The organism is Streptomyces violaceoruber (assembly GCF_033406955.1).
In the GTDB taxonomy this organism is placed as follows: domain Bacteria; phylum Actinomycetota; class Actinomycetes; order Streptomycetales; family Streptomycetaceae; genus Streptomyces; species Streptomyces violaceoruber.
Window position 1 is genome coordinate 7052495 of the sequence record NZ_CP137734.1, and the last position, 25633, is coordinate 7078127.

Sequence of the window (25633 nt, forward strand, 5' to 3'; positions counted from 1 at the left end):
GCTTCCGCGGCGCGCGCGTGCGGTCAGCGCCGGATCAGGCCGAGGGAGCCCGCGGTGGCGACGGCGGCGGTGCGCGAGTCGACGTCGAGCTTGGCGTAGACGCGCGCCAGATGGGACTTCACGGTGCCCTCGGTGAGGTGCAGCCGTCGGCCGATGGCCTGGTTGGACAGGCCGTCGGCCACCAGCGCCAGAACCTCGGTCTCGCGTCGGGTCAGGGTGGTGCCGGGGGTGCGCAGCCGGTGCATGAGCCGGTCGGCGACGGCGGGAGCCAGCGCGGTGCGTCCGGCGGCGGCGGTGCGCACGGCGTCGGCCAGGTCCTCGGGTGGTGCGTCCTTGAGGAGGTAGCCGGTGGCTCCGGCTTCGATGGCGGGCAGGGTGTCGGCGTCGGAGTCGTACGTGGTGACGATCAGCACCCGCGGGGCCCCGGGGCGGGCGGCGATCGCGGCGGTGGCCTCGGCGCCATTCATCCCCTTGCCGAACTGCAGGTCCATCAGCACGACGTCGACGTCCCCCCGTGCGGCGCGCGTGACGGCCTCCTCGGCGGTGGCAGCCTCGGCCACCACCACCATGCCGGGTTCGGTCTCCAGTACGGCGCGCAGCCCGGCCCTGACCACGGGGTGGTCGTCGGCGAGGAGCAGGCGGACGGGGCTGTCGGTCACGGGTGGGCCTCGGGCTCGGTGGGCGGGACGAGGGGCAGCCGGGCGGCCAGGGCGGTGCCGTGGCCGGGCGCGGACTCGATGGACAGGGTGCCGCCCAGGGCGTCCAGGCGGGCGCGCATGGCGGCCAGTCCGAAGCCGCCCGCCTCGGGGTCGGGCGGGGGCAGCGCGTCGGGGTCGAAGCCGGTGCCGTCGTCGACGACGTCCAGGGCGACGTGGTCGCCGAGGTGGCTCAGGGTGATCTCGGCGGTGCCCGCGTGGGCGTGGCGGACCGTGTTGGCCAGGGCCGACTGGGCGACGCGCAGGAGGGCGACCTCGTGCGCCGTCGGCAGCGGGACCGGAGTACCGGCGAGGTGGAAACGGGCGGTGATCCGGTGCCGGACGCGGGCCGTGGCGCACAGGCGCTCCAGGGCGTCGGCCAGCGTGGTGCCCTCCAGGGCGGGCGGGGTGAGGGCGGCGACGAAGCGGCGGGCCTCGGCGAGACTGTCCACGGCGGCCCGCCGGGCCGCGACGACGTGGCCGGCGGCGGTACCGGGCCGCTCGGGCAGCGCGCGTTCGGCGGCGCGCAGCAGCAACTGGATGCTGGACAGGCCCTGGGCGAGCGTGTCGTGGATCTCGCGGGCCAGCCGCTCGCGTTCGGCGAGCACGCCGGCGGTGTGCTGGGCCCGGGCGAGGTCGGCGCGGGTGGCGGTCAGCGCCTCGATCAGCCGTCGGCGGCGCTCGCTCTCGCGGTAAAGGGCCTGATAGCCCCACACCACCGCGACGGCGACGGCGGCGCCCAGCGTCGGCCCGATCACCATCGCCGGACCGAAGGAGCCGGTGTGGGCGGCGAACCCGGCGACGGCCGCCACGGCGGTGGCGGTCACGGCGGCCAGGCCGGCGCGGCGCGACAGCAGGTGGAGCTGGAGGAAGTACAGCGGGAAGGCGACCCAGACCGCTTCGGGCGACAGCGCCAGCAGCGCCAGCCAGACGGCGCCCACCGCCGTCAGCCACCAGGCGGCGACCCGCCGGACGAGGCGCACCCGGGGCAGGAGCGGCCCGGCCGCGTACACCAGGCCGCAGGCCACCGCGACGGCGACGATCGTTGCGGTGGGGGTCCGGCCGTCCGTCACGGCCCGGGCGGCGACCAGGACGAGCAGCCCGACGACCAGCAGGTGCAGGCACCAGGCCAGGGCCCGGGAGGTCGGGGTCGGGGCGGGGGCGGAAACGTTCACAGTGCTCCCAGGCTACGAAAGGCCGACGCCCGGGAGCCTCCATCGAAAGTTACAACCCGGCTGCCGCCTTCCGGCCCGGGAAGTGACCTCCTGCGCCGGACGCGCCTGCGGGGGGCCGGCGGCGACGGTGGGAGCCGTACCGCTGCCACCGTCGGAAAGGACAGGCCGAGGCCGTGTTCGTCGCCTGGAGAGACCTCAAGTTCGCCAAGGGGCGCTTCGCCCTGATGGGGACCGTCATCGTGCTGATCACCCTGTTGGTCGGGCTGCTGTCCGGGCTCACGGCCGGACTGGGACGGCAGAACACCTCCGCCATCACGGACCTGCCCGCCGACCGGATCGCCTTCCGGGCTCCCGGCGGGGGAGGGGACCTGTCGTACGCCGACTCCACGGTCACCGAGCGGCAGTGGCGGCAGTGGTCCGACGCCCCCGGCGTCGAGGCCGCCGAACCGCTCGGCATCACCACCACCAAGGCCACCGCGGGGGACCGGAGCGCCGGGGTCTCCGCCTTCGGCGTGCGGCCCGGCTCCCGCCTCGCCCCCGCCGAAGGGATCGACGACGGCGCGGCGGTGCTGTCCACCACGGCCGCCGACGACCTCGGGGTGCGGCGCGGCGACTCCTTCGCCCTGGCCGGGCAGCGGCTGCGGGTGGCCGAGGTGCGCGGCGACGCCTTCTTCAGCCACACCCCGGTCGTCTGGACCACCCTGAACGTGTGGCGGAAGGCCGCGCCTCCCACCGGCGGCGACGACGGCGGCGCCACCGGTGGCCGGGGCGGCGACGGACCCACCGGCGGCCGGAGCGGCGACGGCCCCACCGCCACCGTCATCGCGCTGCGCACCACCTCGGCGGCCGACGTGGCGGCCGTGGACGAGAAGGCCGGTACCACCACCGTCGCCACCGCCGACTCCCTCTCCGCGATCGGCTCCTACACCTCCGAGAACGGCTCCCTGCAGCTGATGCGCGGCTTCCTGTTCGCCATCTCCGCGCTCGTCGTCGGCGCCTTCTTCACCGTGTGGACCATCCAGCGCAGCGGCGACGTCGCCGTCCTCAAGGCGCTCGGAGCCTCCACCGCCGGTCTCCTCAGGGACGCCCTTGGACAGGCCGTCGTCCTGCTGGTCGGCGGCACCCTGCTCGGCACCGGTGCCGCCGCCGCCCTGGGGGCCCTCGCCGCGGGCTCGTCCGTGCCGTTCCTCCTCACTCCCGCGACCGTGCTCCTCCCGGCCGCCGTGATGGTCCTCCTCGGCGCGCTCGGAGCCGCCCTGTCCATCCGCCGGATCACCTCCGTCGACCCGCTGACCGCCCTGGGGAGTGCCCGATGAGCCTGCACCTGACCGACGTCACCCTCACCTACCCCGACGGCGGGGAGCGCCTGACCGCGCTCGACCGGGTCAGCCTGGAGGTCCCCAGGGGGAGCCTGACCGCCGTGGTCGGACCCTCCGGCTCCGGCAAGTCCAGTCTGCTGGCCGTCGCCGCCACGCTCATCACGCCCGACGCCGGAACCGTCACCGTCGACGGCACCCCCACCACTGGCCTGAGCCGCGGCGAGCTGGCCGCTCTGCGCCGCCACCGGATCGGCATCGTCTTCCAGCAGCCCAACCTGCTGCCTTCCCTCACCGCCGTCGAACAACTGCAGGTGATGGCCCGGATCGACGGCCGCAGGCCGCGCGCCGCCCGGGGCCGGGCGATGGAGCTCCTGGACGCGGTCGGGCTGGCCGGGCAGGCCGGCCGCCGCCCCCACCAGCTCTCCGGCGGCCAGCGTCAGCGCGTCGCCCTCGCCCGGGCCCTGATGAACGACCCCACCGTCCTCCTGGTCGACGAACCCACGAGCGCCCTCGACCACGAGCGCGGCGCCGCCGTCATCGCACTGATCACCCGCCTCACCCACGAGCGGGCGGGCGCCACCCTGCTGGTCACCCACGACCGCACCCACCTCACCGCCGCAGACCGGATCGCCGAGGTCCGCGACGGCCGCCTCCGTCCGTCGGCAGGGGCTTGCACCACGATACGTTCCGATATATCGTTGAGGCATCGCGACAGATCAACGACTGAATGGAGTGATGGCGATGCGTAACCACGGATACGAGCGTGGACACGGTGGACACGGCCCCGGCCACGGAGAGGGCGGGCCCTTCGGCCGCGGCGGCTTCGACGGTCGGCGGGCGGCGTTCGGCCCCTTCGGCCCGGGTGGTCCCGGCGGCGGCCCCGGCGGGCCCTTCGGGCCCGGCTTCGGCCACGGGGGTCCCTGGGGCGGCCGAGGGCGCGGCGGGCCCAGGGGAAGGGCGCGGCGGGGCGACGTACGCGCCTCGATCCTGGCCCTCCTGAAGGACCGGCCGATGCACGGCTACGAGATGATCCAGGAGATCGCCGAGCGCAGCGGCGGGGCGTGGAAGCCCAGCCCCGGTTCGGTGTACCCCACCCTCCAGCTGCTGGAGGACGAGGGGCTGATCGCCAGTGAGAGCGAGGGCGGCAAGAAGCTCTTCGCGCTCACCGAGGCGGGCCGCACCGCGGCCGAGGAAGGCCCGGAGGCGCCCTGGGAGGAGGCCTCGCGAGGCGTCGACTGGGAGGCCCTCAACGACATCCGCCAGGCCGGTTTCGGGCTGATGGAGGCCTTCGGCCAGGTCTGGAAGACCGGCAGCAAGGAGCAGCGGGAGAAGGCGCTCGCCGTCATCGGCGACGCCCGCAAGAAGCTGTACCTGATCCTCGCCGACGAGGACTGACACGGGCGAGTGCCGGTGCGGACGAAGGTGCCCCGCGGAGCGGATCCGCGGGGCACCTTCGCGTACGGGGACGTTCGCGGCCTGCGGGGCGTCCCCGGGGTGTTCCCAGGGTGTTCAGTCGACCCGTCGTATCACCGCCGCGTCGAAGACGTCCCACGCGCGCGGGAAGGCGCTCTCGTCGTGGCAGTGCCACGCCTCCCAGAACAGGTCGGCGAGCAGCGCCTCCGCGGGGGCGTCCACCCGGTACACGTACTGCCTGCCGTCGACGGCGGGCAGCGCCACCAGCCAGCACCTGCTCCTCATGCCCCTGTTCGACCCGCGAGGGTACGTTTCGGTTGCCCCAGGGGGCGTGTGGCAAGGCGGCGCGCGCCCGCCGGGCCGAAACGGCCTGATCTCATCCGCAAGGAGGAGATCTGTCCGGGCTGGTCCACTCCGCGTGGGACGGCGAAATGCTTCCCTTCGGGGATGACCGGGCTCCGCGGGACTGATGAGCTGGGGATGTGCAACCCCGTATCCCCCGGCAGTCGGCCGGCGAGCAAGGCGGCCGGTGGCCGGACGGCACCGACCTCGAGGACCGGTTCGGCGTGGAACTGACCTCGGCGGTCTCCGGCGCCCGCCGCCGGGCGGTGCGGGACGGGGACCGGCAGATCGACACCGCCCATCTGCTGCACTCGCTGCTCGAGTGCGACGCGGACTCCCGCGAACTGCTCGGGGACGGTCCGCGGGTCGTCCGCGTCCTCGGCTACCTCGTGCAGCGCAGCATCGGCTACGGCCTGCGCTGGCAGAGCTCCGTCGAGGACTCCGGCGCCGTACCCGTCGTGACCGGAGCCGCCGGGTTCTCCCCGCCCGCCGCGGCGGCCATGGAGGACGCGTGCGCACGGGCGGTCCGGCGCGGGGCGGCCCGGGCCGGGGGCCCGGACCTGCTCGCCGCCCTGGTCGCGGACCCGCGGACCCGCGCCGCGGAGGTACTGGCCCGCGCCGCCGTCGAGCCGCACGCCGTGCTCGCCCGAGTGGAGAGCCACTTCGAGCCGACGCCCTGAGCCCGGCCGCACCCTTCCGTCGTCCTTCCCGCGTCCTTTCCCTCGTCCCTCTCGCGCGTGCGCCACGGCGCCGTCCAGTCGGTGAGACAGGTGTCATCGGGGGTGACGGTCATGTCGACCCCTGTCATCATGTGCCGGTGCATACGTCTGACAGCGCCCGCGGCAGCCGCGGCAAGGGCACCGGGCTCGGCCTGGCACTGGCCTCCGCGGTCGCCTTCGGAGGTTCTGGAGTCGCGGCCAAACCGCTCATCGAGGCCGGGCTCGATCCGCTCCACGTGGTCTGGCTGCGCGTCGCGGGCGCGGCCCTGGTGATGCTGCCGCTCGCCGTGCGCCACCGCGCCCTGCCGCGCCGCCGTCCCGCGCTGGTCGCCGGGTACGGACTGTTCGCCGTGGCCGGTGTCCAGGCGTGCTACTTCGCGGCCATCTCGCGCATCCCCGTCGGCGTCGCCCTGCTGGTCGAGTACCTGGCGCCCGCTCTGGTCCTCGGCTGGGTGCGGTTCGTGCAACGGCGGCCGGTCACACGGGCCGCCGCGCTCGGCGTGGTCCTGGCGGTCGGCGGCCTCGCCTGCGTGGTCGAGGTCTGGTCGGGGCTGGGCTTCGACGCCCTCGGACTGCTGCTCGCCCTCGGCGCCGCTTGCTGCCAGGTCGGCTACTTCGTCCTGTCCGACCAGGGCAGCGACGCCGGCGAGGAGGCGCCCGACCCGCTCGGCGTCATCGCCTACGGCCTGCTGGTCGGCGCCGCCGTGCTCACCGTCGTCGCCCGGCCCTGGTCGATGGACTGGTCCGTCCTCGCCGGCTCGGCACCCATGGACGGCACGCCCGTCGCCGCCGCCCTGCTGCTGGCCTGGATCGTGCTCATCGCCACGGTGCTCGCCTACGTCACCGGAATCGTGGCCGTACGTCGGCTGTCGCCGCAGGTCGCCGGAGTCGTGGCGTGCCTGGAAGCGGTCATCGCGACCGTCCTGGCGTGGGTGCTGCTGGGCGAGCACCTCTCCGCCCCGCAGGTCGTCGGCGGCATCGTGGTGCTGGCGGGCGCCTTCATCGCCCAGTCCTCGACCCCGGCGAAGGGCTCCGCGGACCCGGTGGCCAGGGGCGGTCCCGAAAGGGAGTTGTCGAGCCGGGGAACGTCGACCTAGGGTGCGGATCATGCATTCCGACGCACTCGTCCTCCCGCCTCCGGCCGCCTGAGGCGGGCCCTGTAGCGAGCCCGGCGCGCTGTCGCCGGGCCGGACGGTGCTGCCCGCAGACGAAAGTCCTCGCGCCCCGGTCGTTCCGGGCCGCCCCGAACTTCCGCGCCTCGTGCGCGTCTGCGGAGAGAACTCGTGTCGAATGCCGTCTCCGGCCTGCCCGTAGGGCGTGGCCTCCTCTATCTGATCGTCGCCGGTGTCGCCTGGGGCACCGCCGGTGCCGCCGCCTCGCTGGTCTACCGAGCCAGCGACATGGGGCCCGTCGCCCTGTCGTTCTGGCGCTGCGCGGTGGGGCTCGTGCTGCTGCTCGCCGCCCGCCCGCTGCGTCCGCGGGTGCGCCCGGCGGTCCGCGAACCGTTCGCCCGCAAGACGCTTCGGGCCGGTGTCACCGGTGTCGGGCTCGCGGTGTTCCAGACCGCCTACTTCGCCGCCGTGCAGTCCACCGGGCTAGCCGTGGCCACGGTGGTCACCCTCGGCGCGGGGCCCGTACTGATCGCCCTCGGCGCGCGCCTCGCCCTCGGGGAACAGCTGGGAGCGGGGGGTGCCGCGGCCGTGGCCGGCGCCCTCGCCGGGCTCCTGGTGCTCGTCCTCGGCGGCGGAAGCGCGACCGTCCGCCTGCCGGGTGTGCTCCTCGCGCTGCTGTCCGCCGCCGGGTACTCGGTGATGACGCTGCTCACCCGTTGGTGGGGACGGGGCGGCGGGGCGGACGCGGCCGGTACGTCCGTGGGGGCGTTCGCCGTCACGAGTCTGTGCCTGCTGCCGTTCGCCCTGGCCGAGGGCCTGGTGCCGCACACCGCGGAACCGGTCCGGCTGCTGTGGCTCCTCGCCTACGTCGCGGCCGTCCCGACCGCGCTGGCCTACGGGCTCTACTTCGCCGGCGCGGCCGTCGTCAGGTCCGCGACGGTCTCCGTGATCATGCTCCTGGAGCCGGTCAGTGCGGCCGCGCTCGCCGTCCTGCTGCTCGGCGAGCACCTCACGGCCGCGACCCTGGCCGGCACGCTGCTGATGCTCGGCTCGGTCGCGGGTCTCGCGGTGGCGGAGACCCGGGCGGCGCGGGAGGCGAGGACGCGGCCGGCGCCCGCGTGACGGCGGGAGCCCTTCCCGGGGCCCACGCCGCCCGTGCGGGCCGGTGTCACCCGGCCGACAGGTAGTCCGGCAGTGCCGTGCCGGGCGCCAGGGCCGGGTCGGCGACCGGAGCGTCGTACCCCTTGCGCAACGGGACGAGACCGGCCCAGTGCGGGAGGGAGAGGTCCTCCGGTTCGTCGTTCACCCCGCCCGTGCGGAGCTTGGCGGAGACCTCGTTCAGATCGAGGCGGATCACGGCGGTGGCGGCCAGCTCCTTCTTGTTGGCCGGCCGCGAGTCGCGGGAGCGGCCCGGGACGACATGCTCGACCAGGGCGTCCAGGGCCGTGCGCCGCTCCTCGGGATCCGTCACCTCGTACGCCGTGCCGTGCACCACCACCGACCGGTAGTTGATCGAGTGGTGGAAGGCCGAGCGGGCCAGCACCAGCGCGTCCACGTGCGTCACGGTCAGGCACACCGGCAGGCCCGGGTCGGCCGCCCCCGTCATCCGCAGCGGGCGCGAGCCCGTCGAGCCGTGCACGTAGAGCCGCTCGCCCACCCGGCCGTACAGCGTCGGCAGGACCACCGGGGCGCCGTCGCGGACGAAGCCGAGGTGGCAGACGTACCCCTCGTCGAGTATCGCGTGCACCAGCTCCTTGTCGTACGCGGCCCGCTCGGGGGAGCGGGTGGGGACGGTGCGGTCGGTGGGCGGGTAGGTGCCGGTGGGCTGCGACGACGTCCCCGTGGTCCCCTGCATGGCGTTCTCCATTGCACTAGTGCATAATCTGGTTTGTGCTAGGAGAGTATCGGATCACAGGGCGGGGCGCAGCGGAGATCTCCGCGAGCGTCGAGCGCGCGGTGGGCTCGGGAGAGCTGGAGCCGGGGCAACCCCTGCCGCCGATGCGGGAGTTGGCGCAGCGGCTCGGGGTGAACCCGAACACCGTCGCCGCCGCCTACCGCACCCTGCGGGAACGCGGGGTCATCGAGACGGCCGGGCGGAGGGGCAGCCGGGTGCGCGCGAAACCGGCGACCACCGGGCGGGAGTTCATCCGCGTCGACGTGCCCGCGGGTGTGCGCGACGTGTCCGACGGCAATCCGGACCCGGCGTTGCTGCCCGCGCTGGGCCCCGTGTTCGCCGTGGCGGCCGCGCAGGGCGACCGCGAACCGGTGCTGTACGGGCACGCGCCCGTGGATCCGGAGCTGGCCCGCGTCGCGCGGGCCGAACTGGACGCCGACGGTGTGCCGGGCGGGCCCGTGATGGTGACGTCCGGCTCCCTGGACGCCATGGAGCGGGTCCTCGCGGCCCATCTCAGGCCCGGTGACGCCGTCGCCGTCGAGGACCCGGGCTGGGGCAGCCTCCTGGACCTGGTGCCCGCGCTCGGCCTGCGCACGGTCCCCGTCGGCGTCGACGACCAGGGGCCGCTGCCCGAGGACGTGCGGCGGGTCCTGGCGGCCGGTGCCCGCGCCCTGGTGGTCACGGACCGTGCGCAGAACCCGACCGGCGCCGCGGTGGGCGCGGTACGCGCGCGTGCGCTGCGGTCCGTCCTGCGCGAGCACCCCGGCACGCTGCTCATCGAGGACGACCACGGCCACGGCATCGTCGACCTGCCGCTGCACCCCCTCGCCGGTACGACCCGTCACTGGGCCCTCGTCCGTTCCGCGGCCAAGGCCTGCGGTCCCGACCTGCGGCTCGCCGTGCTCACCGGGGACCCCGTCACGCTCGACCGGGTGCACGGGCGGCAGCGGCTGGGCCCCGGCTGGGTCAGCCGCATCACCCAGCGGGCCGTGGCCCGGCTGTGGGCCGACGGCGCGGTGGACGCCCGTGCGGTGGCGGGGGTGTACGGGCGACGCAGGGACGGGCTCCTCGGCGCCCTCGCGGAACACGGGGTCACCGGGTACGGCCGCAGCGGCATGAACGTGTGGATCCCGGTGCCGGACGAGACGGGTGCCGTCGCCCGGCTCCTGCACGCCGGCTGGGCGGTCGCCCCCGGGGCCCGCTTCCGCCTGGGCGCGCCGCCGGGCATCCGGATCACGGTCTCGACGCTGGGGGAGGACGACCTCGGACCGCTGGCGGAGGCGGTCGCCGCGGCGACCGGGCCGGGTTCGGGGCCGCCGCGGAGCTACGTCTGAGGCGGGGGCGGGGCCGCCACGGAGCTACGTCCGATGCGGGGTTCGGGAGGGACCCGGGTGCCGGCCGGCGCCCGTGGCCTCGGCGCCGGGTGCCGTGCTTGTTCGGCGGTCGGAGCGATGCGTCGTGGGGGCGCCCCCGGGTCTCGTCGCGGGGCGTGCCGGTAAGTGCCCCCGGGTGCGGTGTGGGTGCCGGGCCGGGGCCCGGCGGGGTGTCCGGTGCCTTCGCGCCGTACCGAGCTGTCCTCCGGTCGGCCGGACGGCGTGGTGCCCGCGCTCGCGCCCGGGGGTGCCGCCCCAGGGCCCTTCCGGGGCGCGGCGCGGGGCCGGTAAGTGCCCCCGGGCGCGGGTGCGGGTACGGGTGCGGTGGGTGCCGAGCCGAGCCGGGCCGGGGCCCGGCAGGGTGTCCGGTGCCGTCGCGCCGTACCGCGTCGTCGTCCGGTCGGCCGGACGGCGTGGTGCCCGCGCTCGCGCCCGGGGGTGCTGCCCAGCTGCCCCAGGGCCCTTCCGGGGCGCGGCGAACGGTCCCGGCGAACCCGGAGGCGGGTGGCTCCCGGTACGGGTGGTGGGCGATCCGGCGAGCTGTCCCACCGGGGCGCGATGCGGCGCCCGCCCGGAGTCTTGCCCCGCTCAGACCCGCGAGCCCTGTCGTACCCCCGTCGTTCCCGGAGTCTCCGGCGCGGGCGCGGGCGCGGGCGCGGTCCCGGCCCGGTTCGCCCTGGGCCGGGACTGGGTCAGGGCCGCGCCGGCGAGGACGACGGCCGCGCCGACCGGGGTCGACCAGGACAGCGACTCGCCGAGCAGGGCGACGCCCGCGGCCGTCGCGATGACCGGGGTGAAGTAGGTGACCATCTGGGCCGTCGTCGGGCCGACCTCGGCGACCAGGTCGTACTGGATCAGGAAGGCGAGCCCGGTGCCGAGCACGCCCAGGGCCGCGACCGCCAGCAGCGGGAGTACCGGGAAGCTGGTGGGCACCGAGGTGAACAGCGGGGTCACCACTGCCAGTTGCAGCGTGGCCAGGCCCAGCTGGGCACCGGTCAGCGACAGGTGGGAGTGGCTGGAGCCGGCCAGCGTGCGGCGGACGTAGATCCAGCCGACCGGATAGCTGAACGAGGCCAGCAGGGCCAGCGCCGTGCCCGTGACGTCGAGGCCGTGGAACCCCTGCCAGACGCCCAGCACGGTCAGGACGCCGAGGAAGCCGATGCCGAGCCCTGCCACCCGGCGGCGCGTCGGCCGGTCCTCGGACAGGGCGACCAGTGACAGGGCCATGCCCCACAGCGGTGAGGTCGCGTTGCAGATGCCCGCGAGAGACGACGGGATGGTCAGCTCCGAGAAGGCGAACAGCGAGAACGGCAGCGCGTTGAGGAGGAACCCGGCGACCGTCAAATGCAGCCACGTCCACGCCCCGCGCGGAAGCCGCTCCCGCTTCACCGCCATCGCCGCGGCCACCACCGCCGTGCCGAACGCCAGCCGCCCGAGCGTGACCTGGAACGGGGCGAAACTCTCGGTGCCCACCTTCATGAAGAGGAAGCTGAAACCCCAGACGAGGGAGAGGAGTCCGAAGCGCAGCCGCCAGTCGAGGACGCGGCGGGCCGGGGAAGGGGCGGAGGGGGACGGGACGCTGCTCATGCAGGCAACGATGAGGCAGTCGTCCTCGTAGCACAATCGAGAATTCGCACGGAATACCTCGTAGTATCGCTTACATGTTGAACCTGGAGCGCCTGCGGACCCTCGACGCCCTCGCCCGGCACGGATCGGTCAGCGGCGCCGCGGCCGGCCTGCACATCACCACCTCGGCGGTCTCCCAGCAGATGGCCAAGCTGGAGCGCGAGGCCGGGCAGCGGCTCCTCGCCAAGAACGGGCGGGGCGTACGCCTCACGGACGCCGGCCGGCTGCTCGCCGAGCACGCGGCCCGCATCCTCTCCCAGGTCGAGCTGGCCCAGGCCGACCTGGAGGCGCAGCGCGGACAGGTGGCGGGCGAGCTGCGGCTGTCGGCGTTCCCCACGGCCGCCCGCGGACTCTTCCCCGCCGCGCTGGCCGCCCTGCGCGCCGAGCACCCCGCGCTGCGCATCCGCTCCTCGGAGCTGGAGCCGGAGCGCGGCATCAACGGCGTGGTGCGCGGCGACCTGGACCTGGCCGTCGTGCTCGACTGGTACAACAAGCCGATGCCACTGCCCGACGGACTCGTCAAGGCGCCGCTCCTGGACGATCCCGCCGACGTCGCCCTGCCCGTCGGCCACCGGCTGGCCGGCCGGGACGAGGTGGACCTCGCGGAGTTCGCCGAGGACGAGTGGATCACGTGGGGCGAGGGGGAGTTCTGCCATGAGTGGCTGATGTTCACGCTGCGCTCCAAGGGCATCGAGCCGATCGTCGGCCATCGCGCCGCCGAGACCCACACTCAGCTCGGGCTGGTCGCCGCCGGGCTCGGCGTGTGCATCGCCCCCCTGCTCGGCCGCCATCCGATGCCCGCCGCGGTCGTCACGGTGCCGCTGAGGCAGCGGGTGCGCCGGCACGTGTACGTCGTCTGGCGCGCGGACGCCGACCGCCGCCCGTCGATCCGGGCGGCGGTGGACGCGCTGCGGGCGGCGGCGCGGGAGGTGGGCGAGGCGGGGTGAGACCGGGCGGGCAGGTGCCGGGCGGGCGGGCGCCACTCCGGGCGGCGCCGGGCAATACCGACGCCTCTCGGGCGGGCGCCCGGCTGTACGGACGCCTCTCGGCCGGGCACCCGGCTACACCCGGGCACCCGGCTACACCCGGGCACCCGGCTACACCCGCGCCAGCTTGCGGAAGTCCCAGGAGACCACCTTCTCCGGCGTCAGCCGCAGCCAGGCGTGCCGGCCGTCGTGGGGCATCTCCTGGAGGCCGAAGTTCTTGCGGGCGAACAGCGTCTCCGGAAAGTCGAGTTCGGCGCACAGCTCACCGGTGCGCGGCGCCTCGCCCACGAACGCCACCCGGCCGGACAGCTCCACGCCCCGCAACTCGTCGTACTCCTCGCCGGTGTCGACGACGATCGCCACCCGCGGATCGCGCCGCAGGTCCGCCCAGCGCCGACTGCGCACGACCGAGTACAGCCACATCGAGGCACCGTCCCAGACGAACCAGAGCGTGCTCACGTGCGGGGCGCCGTCCGCCGAGACGGTGGCGACCCGGCAGGTGCGCTGGGCGGTGAGGAACGCCTCCAGCTCGCCGGGCGTCATCATGATCCGGCGCCCCCGGCGCTGCGTCACGGTCATCCGGCCAGCCGGATCGAGTCCCCGCTGACCGTGATCTGCACGGCGGGCAGCGGCTTGGGCGCGGGACCGCCCTGCACGCTGCCGTCGGTGATCGAGAAGCTGCTGTTGTGGCAGGGGCAGTTGATGAGCCCGTCGGCCACGCTCTTCACGGCGCAGCCCTGGTGGGTGCAGGTGGCGGAGAAGGCCTTGAAGTCGCCCGCCGCGGGCTGGGTCACCACCACCTTCTGATCGGGGAAGACCTTCCCGCCGCCCTCGGGGATGTCGGCCGTCGCCGCGAGGGCGGCCCCGGCTCCCGCGTTCTCGCCGCCGCCCGAACCGCCGCCGCCCGCCTCCTGGGAGGGACTGCCGGAGGGAGCGGTGCCGCCGTCGCCGGACGCGCCGTCGTCCGAGTCTGAGCAGGCGGCCAGCACGGCGGTGAGTCCCGCCGCCCCGGCCGCCGCCACGACGGTACGACGGGCCGGTCCCGCTGCGGGATGAAACGGTGCGCTGGTCATGCTGGGGTCCCTTCCGGGGTGGACGCGTGATGATCTGCCGAGAGGTACGGCCCCGCGGCGCTTGTTGTTCAAGGCCGGCGGCCGTCCCTCGCCCACGGGCCGCCGGGCAACTCCGCGTGAAACCCGCCGAGCCGTACCGGGCGCCGCAATTACTTGCGTGTCCGTGCCCGTGGCGCCCGGATAGGCGCGCGCCGGGCCGGTGCCTAGGTTCCCTTCCGCGAGACGCCGTCGCACCGATCCGCGCCCCGGGAGGCGTGAACGACGCGAAAGGTGGCTTGCACTGGTCTGTCATGCGCACGACATCCCACGGAGATGCCCATGAAACTCAGGAAGTTCGACGCCCGTGCCATACGGGGGCTGCTCGCCGCCGGTGCCACGTCCGCCCTGCTGGTAGGTGCCGCGGCGGCCAACGGAGCGGCGGCCCCCGTACCGCCCGACGACCGGGGCCACATCGTCGGGGCCGACCGCGCCGGAGCCGTCGAGGGCTCCTACATCGTCACCCTCAAGGACAACGTCGCCAGAGCCGACGTACCCGCCTCGGCCAAGGCGCTGGCCAAACGCCACGGAGGCAGCCTGCGCTACACCTACACCACCGCCCTGCGCGGCTTCGCGGTGAAGATGACGGAGCGGCGGGCCGAGGAACTCGCCGCCGACCCGTCGGTCGCCCGCGTCGAGGCCGACGCCGTGGCCTACGCGGTCGGCACCCAGCCCGACCCGCCCTCCTGGGGCCTGGACCGCATCGACCAGCGCGACCTGCCGGTCGACCGCTCCTACACCTACCCGGGCGGTGCCCCGGACGTCACCGCCTACGTCGTCGACACCGGAGTCCGCCTCAGCCACAACGACTTCGGCGGCCGCGCGGTCAGCGGCTACGACTTCATCGACGACGACTCCAACGCCTCCGACTGCCAGGGCCACGGCACCCATGTGGCGGGCACCGTCGGCGGCGCCTCGCACGGCGTCGCGAAGGACGTCCGGCTGGTCAGCGTCCGTGTGCTCAACTGCCAGGGCACCTCGGGCAACACCTGGGCACCGGTCCTCGCGGGCATCGACTGGGTCACCAGGAACGCCGACGGCCCCTCGGTGGCCAACATGAGCATCGGCGGCGGCCGGACCCAGTCCGTCAACGACGCCGTCGACGCCTCCGTCGCCTCGGGCGTCACCTGGGTGGTCGCGGCCGGCAACAACAACGCCGACGCCTGCTCGTACTCGCCCTCCTCCACCCCCGCCGCCGTCACCGTCGGCGCCACCGACAGCCGCGACGCCCGGGCCAGCGGCTGGTCGAACGGGCAGGGCTCCAACTACGGCTCCTGCCTGGACATCTTCGCCCCCGGCGACACCATCGTCTCCGCCTCCAACGCGGGCGACTCCGCCTCCCGTGCCGACAGCGGCACCTCGATGGCCTCGCCGCACGTCGCCGGTGCGGCCGCCCTGCTGCTGTCGGCCCACCCGGACTGGTCTCCCGCCCAGGTCCGCGACCGGCTCGTCGCGGACGCCACGTCCGGCAAGGTCACCGACCCCCGCAACGGGTCCCCCAACCGCCTGCTGTTCACCGGTACCGGTGACGACACCCAGCCGCCCACCGACGGCGAGCGGTTCGAGAACACCGACGACTACCCGATCCGGGACGGGGCCACCGTCGAGTCCCCCCTCACGGTCACCGGCGTCAGCGGCAACGCGCCCGCCGACCTCTCCGTCACCGTCGACATCCGCCACACCTACCGCGGCGACCTCCGGGTCGAACTCGTCGCCCCCGACGGCGACGTCTTCCTGCTGAAGGACTACGCGGCCTACGACGGCACCGACGACGTCCGGGGCACGTTCGCGGTCAACGCCTCCGGCAAGCCCGCGAACGGCACCTGGAAGCTCCGGGTGAGCGACAACTGGGTCAACGACACCGGCCACGTCGACGCCTGGTCGCTCCGGTTCTGAGCCGCCCGCTCTCCTCACCCCATCCCCCTTGCCCCACCCCCACACCCGAAAGGACATGACATGTCCGTGCTCAAGCGGGGAGCCGGAGCGCTCCTGGCCTCCCTCCTGCTGGCGGCCCTGCCCTTCACCGCCGAGGCGGCCGAGTCGACGGCCCCCGTCCCCGGCCCGCCCGCCGCGTCCGCCGGGGTCACGGCCGCCACCGAGGGCGTCTCGCTCACCGGCGACCGGGCCGGGTCTCCGGCGACGGCGCGACCGGCGCAGCGGACCCCGGCGAAGCAGTCCGCGGGCGTCGCGCGGGCGAGCTGGTACTACCACATCACCGCCTCGTGCCGGGGCTACGAGAACGCGATCGCCGCCGGCGCGGACTACTGGGGAGGCGGCGTCCAAACCGCCTCCGGCGGCACCCCCGTCTCCTGCACCAACGGCTACGTGGCGGGCTGCGGCATATCCAACGCCGTCGGCTGCAACTGGAACCACGGCGGTCGTATCGCGCTGTCCACCATGGTGCGCGACTTCGCCCTGCTCTCCGCGCACGAGTTCGGACACAACTGGTACGACCACAGTGCCGTGGGCTGCGCGAGCTGGAACAGCCCCTACGACGTCATGAAGACGCAGATGTGCTGACGACCGGCGTCCGGGACCGGACCGGCGTCACCGCCGTGGCCGCCCGCGAGAACGCGCGGGCGGCCACGGCCGGTCCGGGCTCACAGCCAGCCCGCGCGCTGGGCCTGCAGGGCCAACTGGAAGCGGTTCGCGGCGCCGAGGCGGGCCATGAGGATCTGGAGCCGCCGGAACAGCGTGCGTCGGCTGATTCCCAGCTCGCGGGCGGCGGCCTCGTCGGTCGCGCCGCCGGCCAGAAGCCGCAGCAGCCGACGGTCGGCCGCCGGGAGCCCGGCGGGGCGGGCGGCGGGACCGTGCAGCGGGACGGCGTCGCGCCAGGTCTGTTCGAACAGCGCCGCCAGCGCGGAGAGCAGACCGCAGGGCTGCACCACCAGCATGGTGTTGTGCACGTCCGCGTCCTTGATCGACAACGACACCAGCGCGAACGCCTCGTCGATGATCAGCAGCTTGACCGGCACCGACGGCAGCACCCTGGCCTGCTCACCCGCCTCGATACACGGTTCGATGACGTTCTCGAGCTGACCGGGCCGCTCCAGCGACTCGCGCGCGTAGACGACGCGCTGGGTCACCCCGCGGGCCAGCGTCGCGAGCGCGTCGTCCGTCGCGCCCGCCAGGTGGACGTAGGGCGGGGACTCGAACTGCCGGATCTGCTCCCGGGCACTGGCCCACGCGTGGCGCATGCGCGGACCGACGTCCTCCCCGGTGACGACCTCGACGAGGCCGTCGTTGTAGGCGGCGAGGCGCCGACGACGGAACGACTCGAACGCGCCCCCGACGGCGATGCGCGACTCCTCCAGCTCGGCCGCCCGATGCCGTGCGAGCACCTCCAGGCCCGCCGCGGGCGGCACCGGCGCCACGACGTCCGCGCCCCCGGCCGCCGCACTGGCCAGACCGGTGTCCGCCAGCGTGGTGTACGCCGCGGCGAGCCGGGCACCGCTCAGGCCGGTCGCCGCGCCGATCGCCTCCAGCGGGGTGGGGGACAGCTCCAGCAGGGCCAGGTAGACCCGGCAGGCCGTGGGGTCGAGCCCCAGTACGCGGAGGGACTCGCCGAGCTTCTCGTTCGCCATGAGGCGATTATCGGCCCGACCGGTCCCGTGGTGGCCGATCGGTGCCACTGGCACTCCTGAGCCCCGCGGCCCGCCGGGACGCGGTAGCGTCCGGCGGAAGTCCAGCGAAAGAAGGTGCACGACGTGTCGAACCGTCGGAAGAACAGCCTGTACCCCACGCTCTCGGCGGAGCTGTCCGCACTGATGCGCACCGGCTGGGCGGACACGGAGCGGCACGACCTCGCGCCCGCCGAGCAGGCCCCGTACGCGGCCCTCCGCCGTGCCGCGCTCTCCGCACGGTTCCCCGGCGAACGGCTGGTGGTCCCCTCGGGGAACCTCAAGGTCCGCTCGAACGACGACACCTACCCCTTCCGGTCCTACTCCGGCTACGTGCACATGACCGGAGACCAGGCCCGGGACGGAGCCCTGGTGCTCGAACCCCGCCCGGACGGCGGCCACGACGCCTACTGCTACCAACTGCCCCGGGACAGCCGCGACGACGACGAGTTCTGGACCGGCGCCCACGCCGAACTGTGGACCGGCCGGCGCCGCTCGCTGGCCGAGTCGGAGCGGGTGCTCGGCCTGCCGTGCCGCGACGTGCGCACGGCGGCCGCCGACCTGGCCGCCGTCAGCGAGGTGCGGACCCGGATCGTGCGCGGGATCGACCCCGCCCTGGAGGCGGCCGTCACCACCGACGAGGAGCGCGACGCCGAGCTGGAGGACGTGCTGAGCGACCTGCGCCTGGTCAAGGACGCCTGGGAACTCGGGGAGCTGCGCAAGGCGGTGGACTCCACGGTGCGGGGCTTCACCGACGTGGTGGGCGAGTTGTCCCGGGCCGTCGCCTCGTCGGAGCGGTGGCTGGAGGGCACCTTCTTCCGCCGGGCACGCCTGGAGGGCAACGCGGTGGGCTACGGCACGATCTGCGCCGCAGGCGAGCACGCCACGATCATGCACTGGACGGACAACGACGGCCCGGTCCGCCCGGGAGACCTGCTGCTCCTGGACGCCGGTGTGGAGACGCGCTCCCTCTACACCGCCGACGTCACCCGCACCCTGCCGATCAGCGGCACCTTCACGCCGCTCCAGCGCGAGGTGTACGACGCGGTGTACGAGGCCCAGGAGGCCGGGATCGCCACGGTCAAGCCGGGCGCCGCGTACCGCGACTTCCACGAGGCCGCCCAGCGCCACCTGGCGGCACGGTTGGTGGAGTGGGGCTTCATCGAGGGCCCCGCCGAGCGGGCGTACGAACTGGGTCTGCAGCGCCGCTTCACCATGGCCGGCACCGGTCACATGCTGGGCCTGGACGTCCACGACTGCGCGCGGGCCCGCACGGAGGAGTACGTCGAGGGCGTGCTGGAGCCGGGCATGTGCCTGACCGTCGAACCGGGCCTGTACTTCCAGGCGGACGACCTGACCGTGCCCGAGGAGTGGCGGGGGATCGGCGTCCGGATCGAGGACGACCTCGTCGTCACCGAGGACGGCCACGAGAATCTGTCCGCGGGCCTGCCCCGCAGCGCCGACGAGGTCGAGGCCTGGATGGCCCGCTTCGCGGGCTGAGCCCGCGGACGGACTCCCGGACCTCGAGGACCTCAAGGAGGACCGGCGTTCTTCTCCGTGCGCAGGAGGTCGCGCCGGGAGAGGGCGCCGGTCTTCCGTATGGCTCGGGCGACATGCTGCTCCACCGTCCGCGGCGAGAGGTGCAGCACCACCGCGATCTCACGGTTCATCAGTCCGCGGGCCGCCAGCTCCGCCACCTCCCGCTCCCGGGGGGAGAGCCGGTCGTCGAACGCGGGACGGCCCGGGCGGCGGGCCTGCGGGGGCTGGTGCGAGCGCAGCAGGGTACGGGCCCGGGCGGCGTCGTAGACCGCGCCGAGTTCCGTGTACTGCTCGACACAGCGCCGCAACGACGCGACGGCCTGGGCCCGCCCGCCGTCCGCACCGGCGGCACCGTCCGAACGGTCCCCGGCCGCCCCGGAGGTTCCCGCTCCGCCGGTGAGTGAGCAGCGTGCCGCGCCCTCCGTCGTCAGGGCCCAGGCGTAGGGACGGGGCAGCTCCCGGTAGGCCGCCGCGGCCTTCCGGTACGACCCGGCCGCCTCCCGGTGGCGGCCCTCGCACTCCTCCAGCGCGGCCCGGCTCCACACGACGGCCGCCCGGGCGGACGGCGCGTCCTGCCCCTGAAGTCCCTGGACGAACTCCGCGGCCATCCGGCGGGCGGCCGCCACGTCCCCCGCCCGGGCCACCGCCTCCACCGCCCAGGGGGCAAGCTCCGCGGCCCACGCCCAGATGCCCTTGTCCGACACGGCCGTCCAGGCCGCCCCGGCCTGCTCCGCCGCGGCCGGCGAATCGCCGCGGACCAGGGCGAGCCGGATCAGCGTCCCCGCCGTGGCCGCGGCCAGCGGCATCCGCGTGCACTCCGGCGCGGGCGCCCCGAGGGCGGTCAGCCAGTGCACGGCCTCGGTCCAGTCCCCCTGGGCGAAGGCCAGCATGCCCCGCACCAGGTGGGCGTCCGCCGCCACCACGGGCATGTCGGCGGTCTCGGCGACGAACCGCTCGCACCGCTCACCCAGCCCCGCCCACCGCCCGGACCACCAGTCCAGCAGCAGGCGGGTGCCCTGCGCCGTCTGCTCGGTGTACGAGGCTCCGATACGGGCCGAGAGGTCGAGCCCCGCCGACAGCAGTTCCTCGCCCCACTGGTACGACCCCCGCCACAGCGCGGCGTCCGCGGCGTTGCACAGGCCCCGCGCCGCGTGCTCCCGGCAGCCCGCCGGCGCACCCTCGACGGGCAGCGCCGCCACCAGCTCCCGGGCCCGCGGGTCACCGCAGGCCACGGCCAACGAGGCGTGGTTGGCGGCGACGGCGGCCCGCGCCACCTCGCTGTCACCGGCGTGGGCGAGCCCGGCGGCCCGGCGCAGCCACTCCCGGTGCCCCGCCAGCGTCCCCGTCGGCCACTCCGGCATGGCCAGCGCCACCATCGCCCGGGAGGTGAGCGCCGGACGCACCTCGCCCAGCTCCTCGACCGCCGACTCCAGCTCGCGCATCCCGGCGGCCAGGTCCCCGACCTGATTCGCCAGCATCAGGCCGAGGTCCAGCCGCAGTTGTCCCCGGACGTCCACCGGCAGACCGGGATCGCGGACGGCCTGGGTGAGCACCTCCACCGTCCGGTCCGAGCGCAGCCCGACCACCGCGCTGCGGGCCAGCAGCGGCGCCAGCCGGGCCCGGAACCGCGCCGGGACCTCCGGCACCGCCAGCGTCCGCTCCAGGAGCCCGATCGCCTCCTCGTGGTGGCCCTGCGCCACCGCGGCCAGCGCGGCCTTCTCCACCGCCCTGAGCCAGCCCTTGCGCCGGCCGGCGGCCCCCCGGTGCCGGGCCACCTCCGACCACGGCACCGGCCGGCGGCGGGCGAGCACCCGCGCCGCCCGCCCGTGCAACTCCTCGCGCACCGGCCCGGGCACCCGCTCGCGCACGGCGGTCGCGGCGAGCGGCACGGCGAAGCCGTAGCGTCCCTGCGACACCTCCGACAGCGCCGCGCGGGCCAGGGCCGCGAGCAGCGCCGCAGGGCCGCGCGCCGGGTCCGTCCCGGCCACGGACAGCAGTTCGTCCCGGGCGGCCGCCTCGCCCAGCACCGCGGCCGCCCACACGACGGGCCGGTCCGCGGGGGCCAGCGCGTCCGTACGGCTCAGCACCAGTTCGGCCAGCCGCACCGGAACGCCGGCCGCGTCCACGTCGGCGGCCGTGCACCGGGAACCCGGGCCCGCGCGCAGCACGCCGAGCAGGTCGGCCACCACCTGCGGCACCCCGCCGGAGCACGCGTGCAGCCGGGCGACCGCCTCGGGCGTCGCCCGTTCGCCCAGGGCCTCCGAGGCGGCCCGCCGCACCCGGTCCACGCTCCAGACGCGCAGCCGGTGCCGGAAGACCGCGAGAGCCGGAGGATAGGAAACGGCCGGGACGCCCAGCGGCAGACCGCAGGTGCCCAACTCCTCGGGGCGGTAGGCGAGTACGGCCGCCAGCCCCTCCCACGGCCGCTCCAGGACCCCGCGCAGCCACTCCCTCTCCTCGGGTGCCGCCCGGTGCACGTCGTCCACCAGCAGAAGGGCGGCGCCCCCGCCCGTCTCCGGCCGCTCCTGCGCCGTACCGCACCGCCACAGGACCCGACGGGCCGCGGCCGCCTCCGGCAGGCCGCTCAGCCGGTGCAGCGCACGACTCTTGCCCAGGCCCGCCGGGCCCTCCACGAGGACGAGGACCGAGCCGCTTCCGCCGAGCGCCAGACGCAGGGGAGCCAGCCAGGGGGACCGTTGCACAGCGGCCATGTCGTCGACCATCGCTTTCCTCCGGCCCGTTCGGCCCGTTCGGCCCGTTCGCCCCGTTCGGCCCCTTCGGCCCGTTCGCCCCGTCCGGCCCGAGGACGCGCCGCCCCGCCCCGCCGGGCCGGGCGGGCGTCCTAGGCGAACGGGACGTTCTCCTGCCCCATCCTCAGCACGCGGGTTCCCGCCCGGGCAAGGGCGGCCCCCGCAGGCTCCACGACCCAGCGCGTGCTCCCCAGGCGTTCCACGTCCGACGGGCGGCCCGGGAACGCCCCGGCGGGCAGGGTGACGACGGCCCAGCAGCGGGGGCCCGCCGGGGTGTGCTCGGTGCCGTGCGCCGTGCAGTGGGCGCCGACGAGCGCGAGGGCCCAGCCGTCCTCGCCGTGCGGGCCGGGAGGCTCGGCCCGCACGCGGGCCGAGGGCGGGGCGCCGTCGAGCAGTTCGAGCACGTCGACGATGACCTGGTCGCCCTCCACGTCGACGCCCACCGCGAGCCGCCCGGCCGGCCCCCCGGCGGCCCGCCGTACCGCGCGGACGAGCAGCTCGCCGCAGACCACGGTGAGTGACCAGCTGGAGTCCTCGTCCAGGCCGAGGCCCCAGCCGAGCAGCGTCGTACGGACACGGCGGCGTCCCTCGCGCACGGCCGCGGGCACGGCGGGAAGGAGGAAGGACGCCGTCCGCGACGCCGTGGGACACGGATCGAAGACCGAGTTGGCCAAGGCAGGCTCCTGGTGCGAAGTGCGGCGGGAAACGGGCACGCGCCAAGGCGCGGCCGGCCGATGACGGCAACCTAGGGACCGCGGCCACCGCGCGTACATACGGGCCCGGGCGCTACGGATACGTAAGAAAAGCCCTCCGCAGGGCGCGGGCCCGGGCCGGTCTCGCCGACGGTCACCCGCGGTCACTATGCTCACTCCAGGTCCGGGGGAAGCCTCCCCGCGGGGACGGGCAGGGCTGAAGAGACGGGTGGCCGGCACAAGTGTTGAGAGAGGTCCTCGCGACCCGCTACATCACGCCGTTGCGTGAGGGCGGTTCGCTGCCGGGACTCGTCGAGGCCGACGACCTCGGCACGTACGTCCTGAAGTTCACCGGCGCGGGTCAGGGCCGCAAGACGCTGGTCGCCGAGGTGGTCTGCGGCGAACTCGCCCGCCGGCTGGGTTTCCGGGTGCCGCGACTGGTGACCGTCGACGTCGACCCGGTGCTCGGGCTCGGTGAGCCCGACCAGCAGGTGCAGGAACTGCTCAAGTCCAGCGGCGGCACCAACCTGGGCATGGGCTTCCTCTCCGGCGCGCTCGGCTTCGACCCGCTCGCCTTTGAGGTGAGCGCGGCGGAGGCCGGACGGATCGTCTGGTTCGACGCGCTGGTCAACAACGTCGACCGCTCCTGGCGCAACCCCAACCTGCTGCGCCTGCGCGGCGAGACGTGGCTCATCGACCACGGCGCCACCATGATCTGGCACCACAACTGGCCCGGCGCAGAGACATCCGCCGCCCGCCCCTACGACGCCGCCGACCACGCCCTCGCGCGCTTCGCGCCGGACGTCGGCTCGGCCGCCGCCGCGCTCGCACCGCTGGTCACCGAGGAACTCCTCGCCGAGGTCACCGCCGAGATCCCGGACGTCTGGCTGCGGGACGAACCCGGCTTCGCCACACCCGACGACCTGCGCCGCGCCTACGCCGGGCCGCTGCTCGCCCGGGCCGCCACGATCCACGAACGCGTCAAGGGGGTGCGGTGAGCGACCGCCACGTATTCGAGTACGCGCTGCTGCGCGTCGTGCCGCGCGTCGAGCGCGGGGAGTGCGTCAACGCCGGCGTACTCGTCTACTGCCGTGCCAGGTCCTACGTCGGTGCCCGCACCCACCTCGACGAGGACCGGCTGCTGGCCCTCGACCCGCGGGTGGACCTGCCCGGGGTGCGCGCGGCGCTGCGCGCCGTGGAGGGCGTGTGCGCCGGAGGGGACGCGGCGGGCCAGGCGGCCGAGGACGATCCCGGCCGCCGGTTCCGCTGGCTGATCGCACCCCGGTCGACCGTCGTCCAGCCGGGCCCCGTCCACACCGGCCTCACGGCCGACCCGGCGGCCGAGACGGAACGGCTTCTCGAGCTGCTGGTGCGGTAGGGGCGGGGCCCGCCCGGACGTTTCGGCACGCGCTGTCCGGCACGCGCTGTCCGGTCCGTGCGTCAGACGCGTCGGCGGCGCCTGATCACGTAGCCGGTCGCGAGCACGGCGCCGGTGACGAAGCTCAGGCCGATGCCGATGTCCCAGTCGCTGGGACCGGTGCCCGACGCGCCGCCGAGGCCGCCCTGTGTGCCGAGCGTCGGCGTCACGGCGGGGGAGGCCGCGGGTGCCGGCGTGGTGACGACCGGGGCCGGGGCCGTGGTGGCCGGACGCGGCATGGAGGTGGCGGAGATCGTCGGGAGCTGGTCCCGGCCCGGACGGGCAGCGCCGCCCGCGCCGTCGTCCGCCTCCCGGGCCTCCCGGATCCCGCCCTGGTCGAACGGACCCCGGCCGGCGGAGTGCGACTGACCGGGCCGGTCCTGGTCGGGGCGGCCCCCGTCGAGGCGGCCCTCGTCGGGCCGGCTCTGGCCCGGCCCGCCTCCGTCGGGGCCGTTCTCGTCCGGCCGGGCCTGGCCCGGTCCGCTTCCGTCGGGCAGACCTCCGTCGAGGCGCCCGTCGCCGGCTCCGCCCGCATCGAGCCGGCCGTCCTCGGTCCGGCCCGCGTCCGGTGGGGCCTCGGCGGACGGGTCTTCGTACTCCGAGTCCGGGCAGAGCGGGTCCGGGCTGCCCGGATCCTCCTCCAGCCCGATCGTCACCGCTTCCTGGTAGGTGAAGCTCCGGCAGTCCGGCTCCAGGCTCGCGTTGAGGTCCTGGGCGGGTGCGGGGTCGGCCAGCGGCACGATCGCGGCGATCGCGACTGCTATGCCTGCTGCACCGGTTCGACGGCGCATGGACGCCTCCTTTCCGGCCACGGGTGGCTCGCGCTTCGACGCTAGGGGCCGGGCGGCCGGGCGGCCCGCAGCGCTGGGCCGATCGGGCGACCGAGGGGAACGGCGCGGGGCGGGGACCAGGTAATGGATCACACCGGCCCGGTGTCCCGTTGACACCGGGTGCCAGGGCTTCTAGCGTCACGTCTGCGGAAGGTACTAAGCGGTCGCTCACCGCAGGGCGCACGCTCCGCACGGGCCGCATCCCCAGGACGAGGAGAAGCAGCGAATGTCCACCACTGAGCAGCGGGTCGCCGTAGTCACCGGAGCCGCGCGCGGCATCGGCGCCGCCACCGCCGTACGACTGGCCGCCGAGGGCCGCGCCGTCGCCGTCATCGACCTCGACGAGGCCGCCTGCAAGGACACCGTGGAGAAGATCACCGCGGCCGGCGGCAAGGCGATCGCGGTCGGCTGCGACGTCTCCGACGAGGCACAGGTCGAGGCGGCCGTCGCGCGCATCGCCGAGGAGCTGGGCGCGCCGACGATCCTCGTCAACAACGCGGGCGTGCTGCGCGACAACCTCCTGTTCAAGATGAGCGTCTCCGACTGGGACACCGTCATGAACGTGCACCTGCGCGGCGCCTTCCTGATGACGAAGGCCTGCCAGAAGCACATGGTGGACGCCAAGTTCGGCCGTGTCGTCAACCTGTCCTCCTCCTCCGCCCTCGGCAACCGCGGCCAGGTCAACTACTCCGCCGCCAAGGCCGGTCTCCAGGGCTTCACCAAGACCCTCGCCAAGGAGCTGGGCAAGTTCGGCGTGACCGCCAACGCCGTCGCCCCCGGCTTCATCGCCACCGAGATGACGAAGGCCACCGCCGACCGCGTCGGCATGGGCTTCGACGACTTCAAGGCCGCCGCCGCCACCCAGATCCCGGTCGCGCGCGTGGGTGAGCCCGACGACATCGCCAACGCCATCGCCTTCTTCACCGGCGAGGCCGCCGGCTTCGTCTCCGGCCAGGTCCTGTACGTGGCCGGCGGACCGCTCGACTAGGGAAGACGGAACACGGAGACCAGGAACGGTTGGG

Annotated in this window: 25 protein-coding genes; 14 read left to right on the top strand and 11 right to left on the bottom strand. The window is 75.0% G+C overall.

What is annotated here, in order from left to right:
* Window positions 1-23 precede the first annotated feature (23 nt).
* Window positions 24-659 carry a response regulator gene (locus tag R2E43_RS31600; protein WP_003977456.1) on the bottom strand — a complete coding sequence of 212 codons (636 nt, stop codon included), beginning with the start codon at window positions 657-659 and terminating at the stop codon, window positions 24-26.
* Window positions 656-1870 carry a sensor histidine kinase gene (locus R2E43_RS31605; protein WP_332056768.1) on the bottom strand — a complete coding sequence of 405 codons (1215 nt, stop codon included), beginning with the start codon at window positions 1868-1870 and terminating at the stop codon, window positions 656-658. The genes R2E43_RS31600 and R2E43_RS31605 overlap by 4 nt, the downstream gene beginning before the upstream one ends.
* A 173-nt stretch (window positions 1871-2043) precedes the next feature.
* Between R2E43_RS31605 and R2E43_RS31610 the strand changes: the two genes are divergently transcribed.
* The 3 genes from R2E43_RS31610 to R2E43_RS31620 are packed head-to-tail and all read left to right on the top strand — an operon-like array spanning window position 2044 to window position 4584.
* Complete coding sequence (locus R2E43_RS31610; RefSeq protein ID WP_332056769.1) at window positions 2044-3186, top strand: ABC transporter permease; 1143 nt, start codon at window positions 2044-2046, stop codon at window positions 3184-3186.
* Entirely contained in the window at window positions 3183-3938 is a 756-nt protein-coding gene (locus tag R2E43_RS31615; protein WP_003977459.1) for an ABC transporter ATP-binding protein, read from the top strand. Before R2E43_RS31610 ends, R2E43_RS31615 begins: the two co-directional genes overlap by 4 nt.
* Window positions 3931-4584 (top strand): PadR family transcriptional regulator, encoded by a 654-nt coding sequence (locus tag R2E43_RS31620; protein WP_011027749.1) that lies wholly within the window; start codon window positions 3931-3933, stop codon window positions 4582-4584. Before R2E43_RS31615 ends, R2E43_RS31620 begins: the two co-directional genes overlap by 8 nt.
* A gap of 114 nt (window positions 4585-4698) precedes the next feature.
* Here R2E43_RS31620 and R2E43_RS31625 read toward each other — a convergent pair whose 3' ends face one another.
* Complete coding sequence (locus R2E43_RS31625; protein ID WP_162467732.1) at window positions 4699-4887, bottom strand: hypothetical protein; 189 nt, start codon at window positions 4885-4887, stop codon at window positions 4699-4701.
* A 197-nt stretch (window positions 4888-5084) separates the two neighbouring features.
* Between R2E43_RS31625 and R2E43_RS31630 the strand changes: the two genes are divergently transcribed.
* From R2E43_RS31630 to R2E43_RS31640, 3 genes are all read left to right on the top strand, one after another.
* Entirely contained in the window at window positions 5085-5624 is a 540-nt protein-coding gene (locus tag R2E43_RS31630; RefSeq protein ID WP_003977462.1) for a Clp protease N-terminal domain-containing protein, read from the top strand.
* A 131-nt stretch (window positions 5625-5755) separates the two neighbouring features.
* Window positions 5756-6760 (top strand): EamA family transporter, encoded by a 1005-nt coding sequence (locus tag R2E43_RS31635; RefSeq protein WP_003977463.1) that lies wholly within the window; start codon window positions 5756-5758, stop codon window positions 6758-6760.
* Window positions 6761-6946: 186 nt separating this feature from the next.
* Complete coding sequence (locus tag R2E43_RS31640; RefSeq protein WP_332056770.1) at window positions 6947-7897, top strand: DMT family transporter; 951 nt, start codon at window positions 6947-6949, stop codon at window positions 7895-7897.
* Between the two features lie 46 nt (window positions 7898-7943).
* On the opposite strand, the gene R2E43_RS31645 is transcribed toward R2E43_RS31640, so the two are convergent.
* On the bottom strand, window positions 7944-8630 hold the full coding sequence (locus R2E43_RS31645) for a pyridoxamine 5'-phosphate oxidase family protein (protein ID WP_003977465.1): 687 nt from the start codon (window positions 8628-8630) through the stop codon (window positions 7944-7946).
* Window positions 8631-8665: 35 nt separating this feature from the next.
* On the opposite strand from R2E43_RS31645, the gene R2E43_RS31650 reads away from it, so the two are divergent.
* Window positions 8666-10003 carry an aminotransferase class I/II-fold pyridoxal phosphate-dependent enzyme gene (locus R2E43_RS31650; protein ID WP_329432726.1) on the top strand — a complete coding sequence of 446 codons (1338 nt, stop codon included), beginning with the start codon at window positions 8666-8668 and terminating at the stop codon, window positions 10001-10003.
* Window positions 10004-10630: 627 nt separating this feature from the next.
* Here R2E43_RS31650 and R2E43_RS31655 read toward each other — a convergent pair.
* A complete protein-coding gene (locus R2E43_RS31655; RefSeq protein WP_136208813.1) occupies window positions 10631-11629 on the bottom strand; it encodes a DMT family transporter in 999 nt (332 codons plus the stop codon).
* A gap of 74 nt (window positions 11630-11703) precedes the next feature.
* Between R2E43_RS31655 and R2E43_RS31660 the strand changes: the two genes are divergently transcribed.
* Window positions 11704-12615 carry a LysR family transcriptional regulator gene (locus R2E43_RS31660; protein ID WP_016325742.1) on the top strand — a complete coding sequence of 304 codons (912 nt, stop codon included), beginning with the start codon at window positions 11704-11706 and terminating at the stop codon, window positions 12613-12615.
* A 150-nt stretch (window positions 12616-12765) separates the two neighbouring features.
* On the opposite strand, the gene R2E43_RS31665 is transcribed toward R2E43_RS31660, so the two are convergent.
* Both R2E43_RS31665 and R2E43_RS31670 read right to left on the bottom strand, forming a co-directional pair.
* Window positions 12766-13233: a pyridoxamine 5'-phosphate oxidase family protein gene (locus R2E43_RS31665; protein WP_198653144.1), complete on the bottom strand. Its 468-nt coding sequence runs from the start codon at window positions 13231-13233 to the stop codon at window positions 12766-12768.
* A complete protein-coding gene (locus tag R2E43_RS31670) occupies window positions 13230-13727 on the bottom strand; it encodes a Rieske (2Fe-2S) protein (RefSeq protein WP_003977470.1) in 498 nt (165 codons plus the stop codon). Before R2E43_RS31670 ends, R2E43_RS31665 begins: the two co-directional genes overlap by 4 nt.
* A gap of 318 nt (window positions 13728-14045) precedes the next feature.
* Here R2E43_RS31670 and R2E43_RS31675 point away from each other — a divergent pair, with 318 nt between their 5' ends.
* Window positions 14046-15659 carry a serine protease gene (locus R2E43_RS31675; protein WP_332056771.1) on the top strand — a complete coding sequence of 538 codons (1614 nt, stop codon included), beginning with the start codon at window positions 14046-14048 and terminating at the stop codon, window positions 15657-15659.
* A 60-nt stretch (window positions 15660-15719) separates the two neighbouring features.
* Window positions 15720-16283: a hypothetical protein gene (locus R2E43_RS31680; protein ID WP_003977472.1), complete on the top strand. Its 564-nt coding sequence runs from the start codon at window positions 15720-15722 to the stop codon at window positions 16281-16283.
* A gap of 80 nt (window positions 16284-16363) precedes the next feature.
* Here the strand turns inward: R2E43_RS31680 and R2E43_RS31685 are convergent, their stop codons facing one another.
* Window positions 16364-17347, bottom strand: a complete 984-nt coding sequence (locus tag R2E43_RS31685) for a LuxR family transcriptional regulator (RefSeq protein ID WP_332056772.1) — start codon at window positions 17345-17347, stop codon at window positions 16364-16366.
* A 123-nt stretch (window positions 17348-17470) separates the two neighbouring features.
* On the opposite strand from R2E43_RS31685, the gene R2E43_RS31690 reads away from it, so the two are divergent.
* Complete coding sequence (locus R2E43_RS31690; RefSeq protein ID WP_030865899.1) at window positions 17471-18883, top strand: aminopeptidase P family protein; 1413 nt, start codon at window positions 17471-17473, stop codon at window positions 18881-18883.
* Window positions 18884-18915: 32 nt separating this feature from the next.
* Here R2E43_RS31690 and R2E43_RS31695 read toward each other — a convergent pair whose 3' ends face one another.
* Window positions 18916-21633: a helix-turn-helix transcriptional regulator gene (locus R2E43_RS31695; RefSeq protein WP_332056773.1), complete on the bottom strand. Its 2718-nt coding sequence runs from the start codon at window positions 21631-21633 to the stop codon at window positions 18916-18918.
* Window positions 21634-21764: 131 nt separating this feature from the next.
* The gene (locus R2E43_RS31700) at window positions 21765-22346 is read right to left on the bottom strand and encodes an ATP-binding protein (RefSeq protein ID WP_231909116.1); all 582 of its coding nucleotides are present in this window, start codon (window positions 22344-22346) and stop codon (window positions 21765-21767) included.
* A gap of 260 nt (window positions 22347-22606) precedes the next feature.
* On the opposite strand from R2E43_RS31700, the gene R2E43_RS31705 reads away from it, so the two are divergent.
* Both R2E43_RS31705 and R2E43_RS31710 read left to right on the top strand, forming a co-directional pair.
* Window positions 22607-23362, top strand: coding sequence for a HipA family kinase (locus tag R2E43_RS31705; RefSeq protein ID WP_003977478.1), 756 nt, complete (start codon window positions 22607-22609; stop codon window positions 23360-23362).
* The gene (locus tag R2E43_RS31710; protein WP_016325735.1) at window positions 23359-23742 is read left to right on the top strand and encodes a DUF3037 domain-containing protein; all 384 of its coding nucleotides are present in this window, start codon (window positions 23359-23361) and stop codon (window positions 23740-23742) included. Before R2E43_RS31705 ends, R2E43_RS31710 begins: the two co-directional genes overlap by 4 nt.
* A gap of 62 nt (window positions 23743-23804) precedes the next feature.
* Here the strand turns inward: R2E43_RS31710 and R2E43_RS31715 are convergent, their stop codons facing one another.
* On the bottom strand, window positions 23805-24572 hold the full coding sequence (locus R2E43_RS31715) for a hypothetical protein (RefSeq protein WP_189282904.1): 768 nt from the start codon (window positions 24570-24572) through the stop codon (window positions 23805-23807).
* Window positions 24573-24837: 265 nt separating this feature from the next.
* On the opposite strand from R2E43_RS31715, the gene fabG reads away from it, so the two are divergent.
* Entirely contained in the window at window positions 24838-25599 is a 762-nt protein-coding gene (fabG, locus tag R2E43_RS31720; protein ID WP_003977481.1) for a 3-oxoacyl-ACP reductase FabG, read from the top strand.
* Window positions 25600-25633 lie beyond the last annotated feature (34 nt).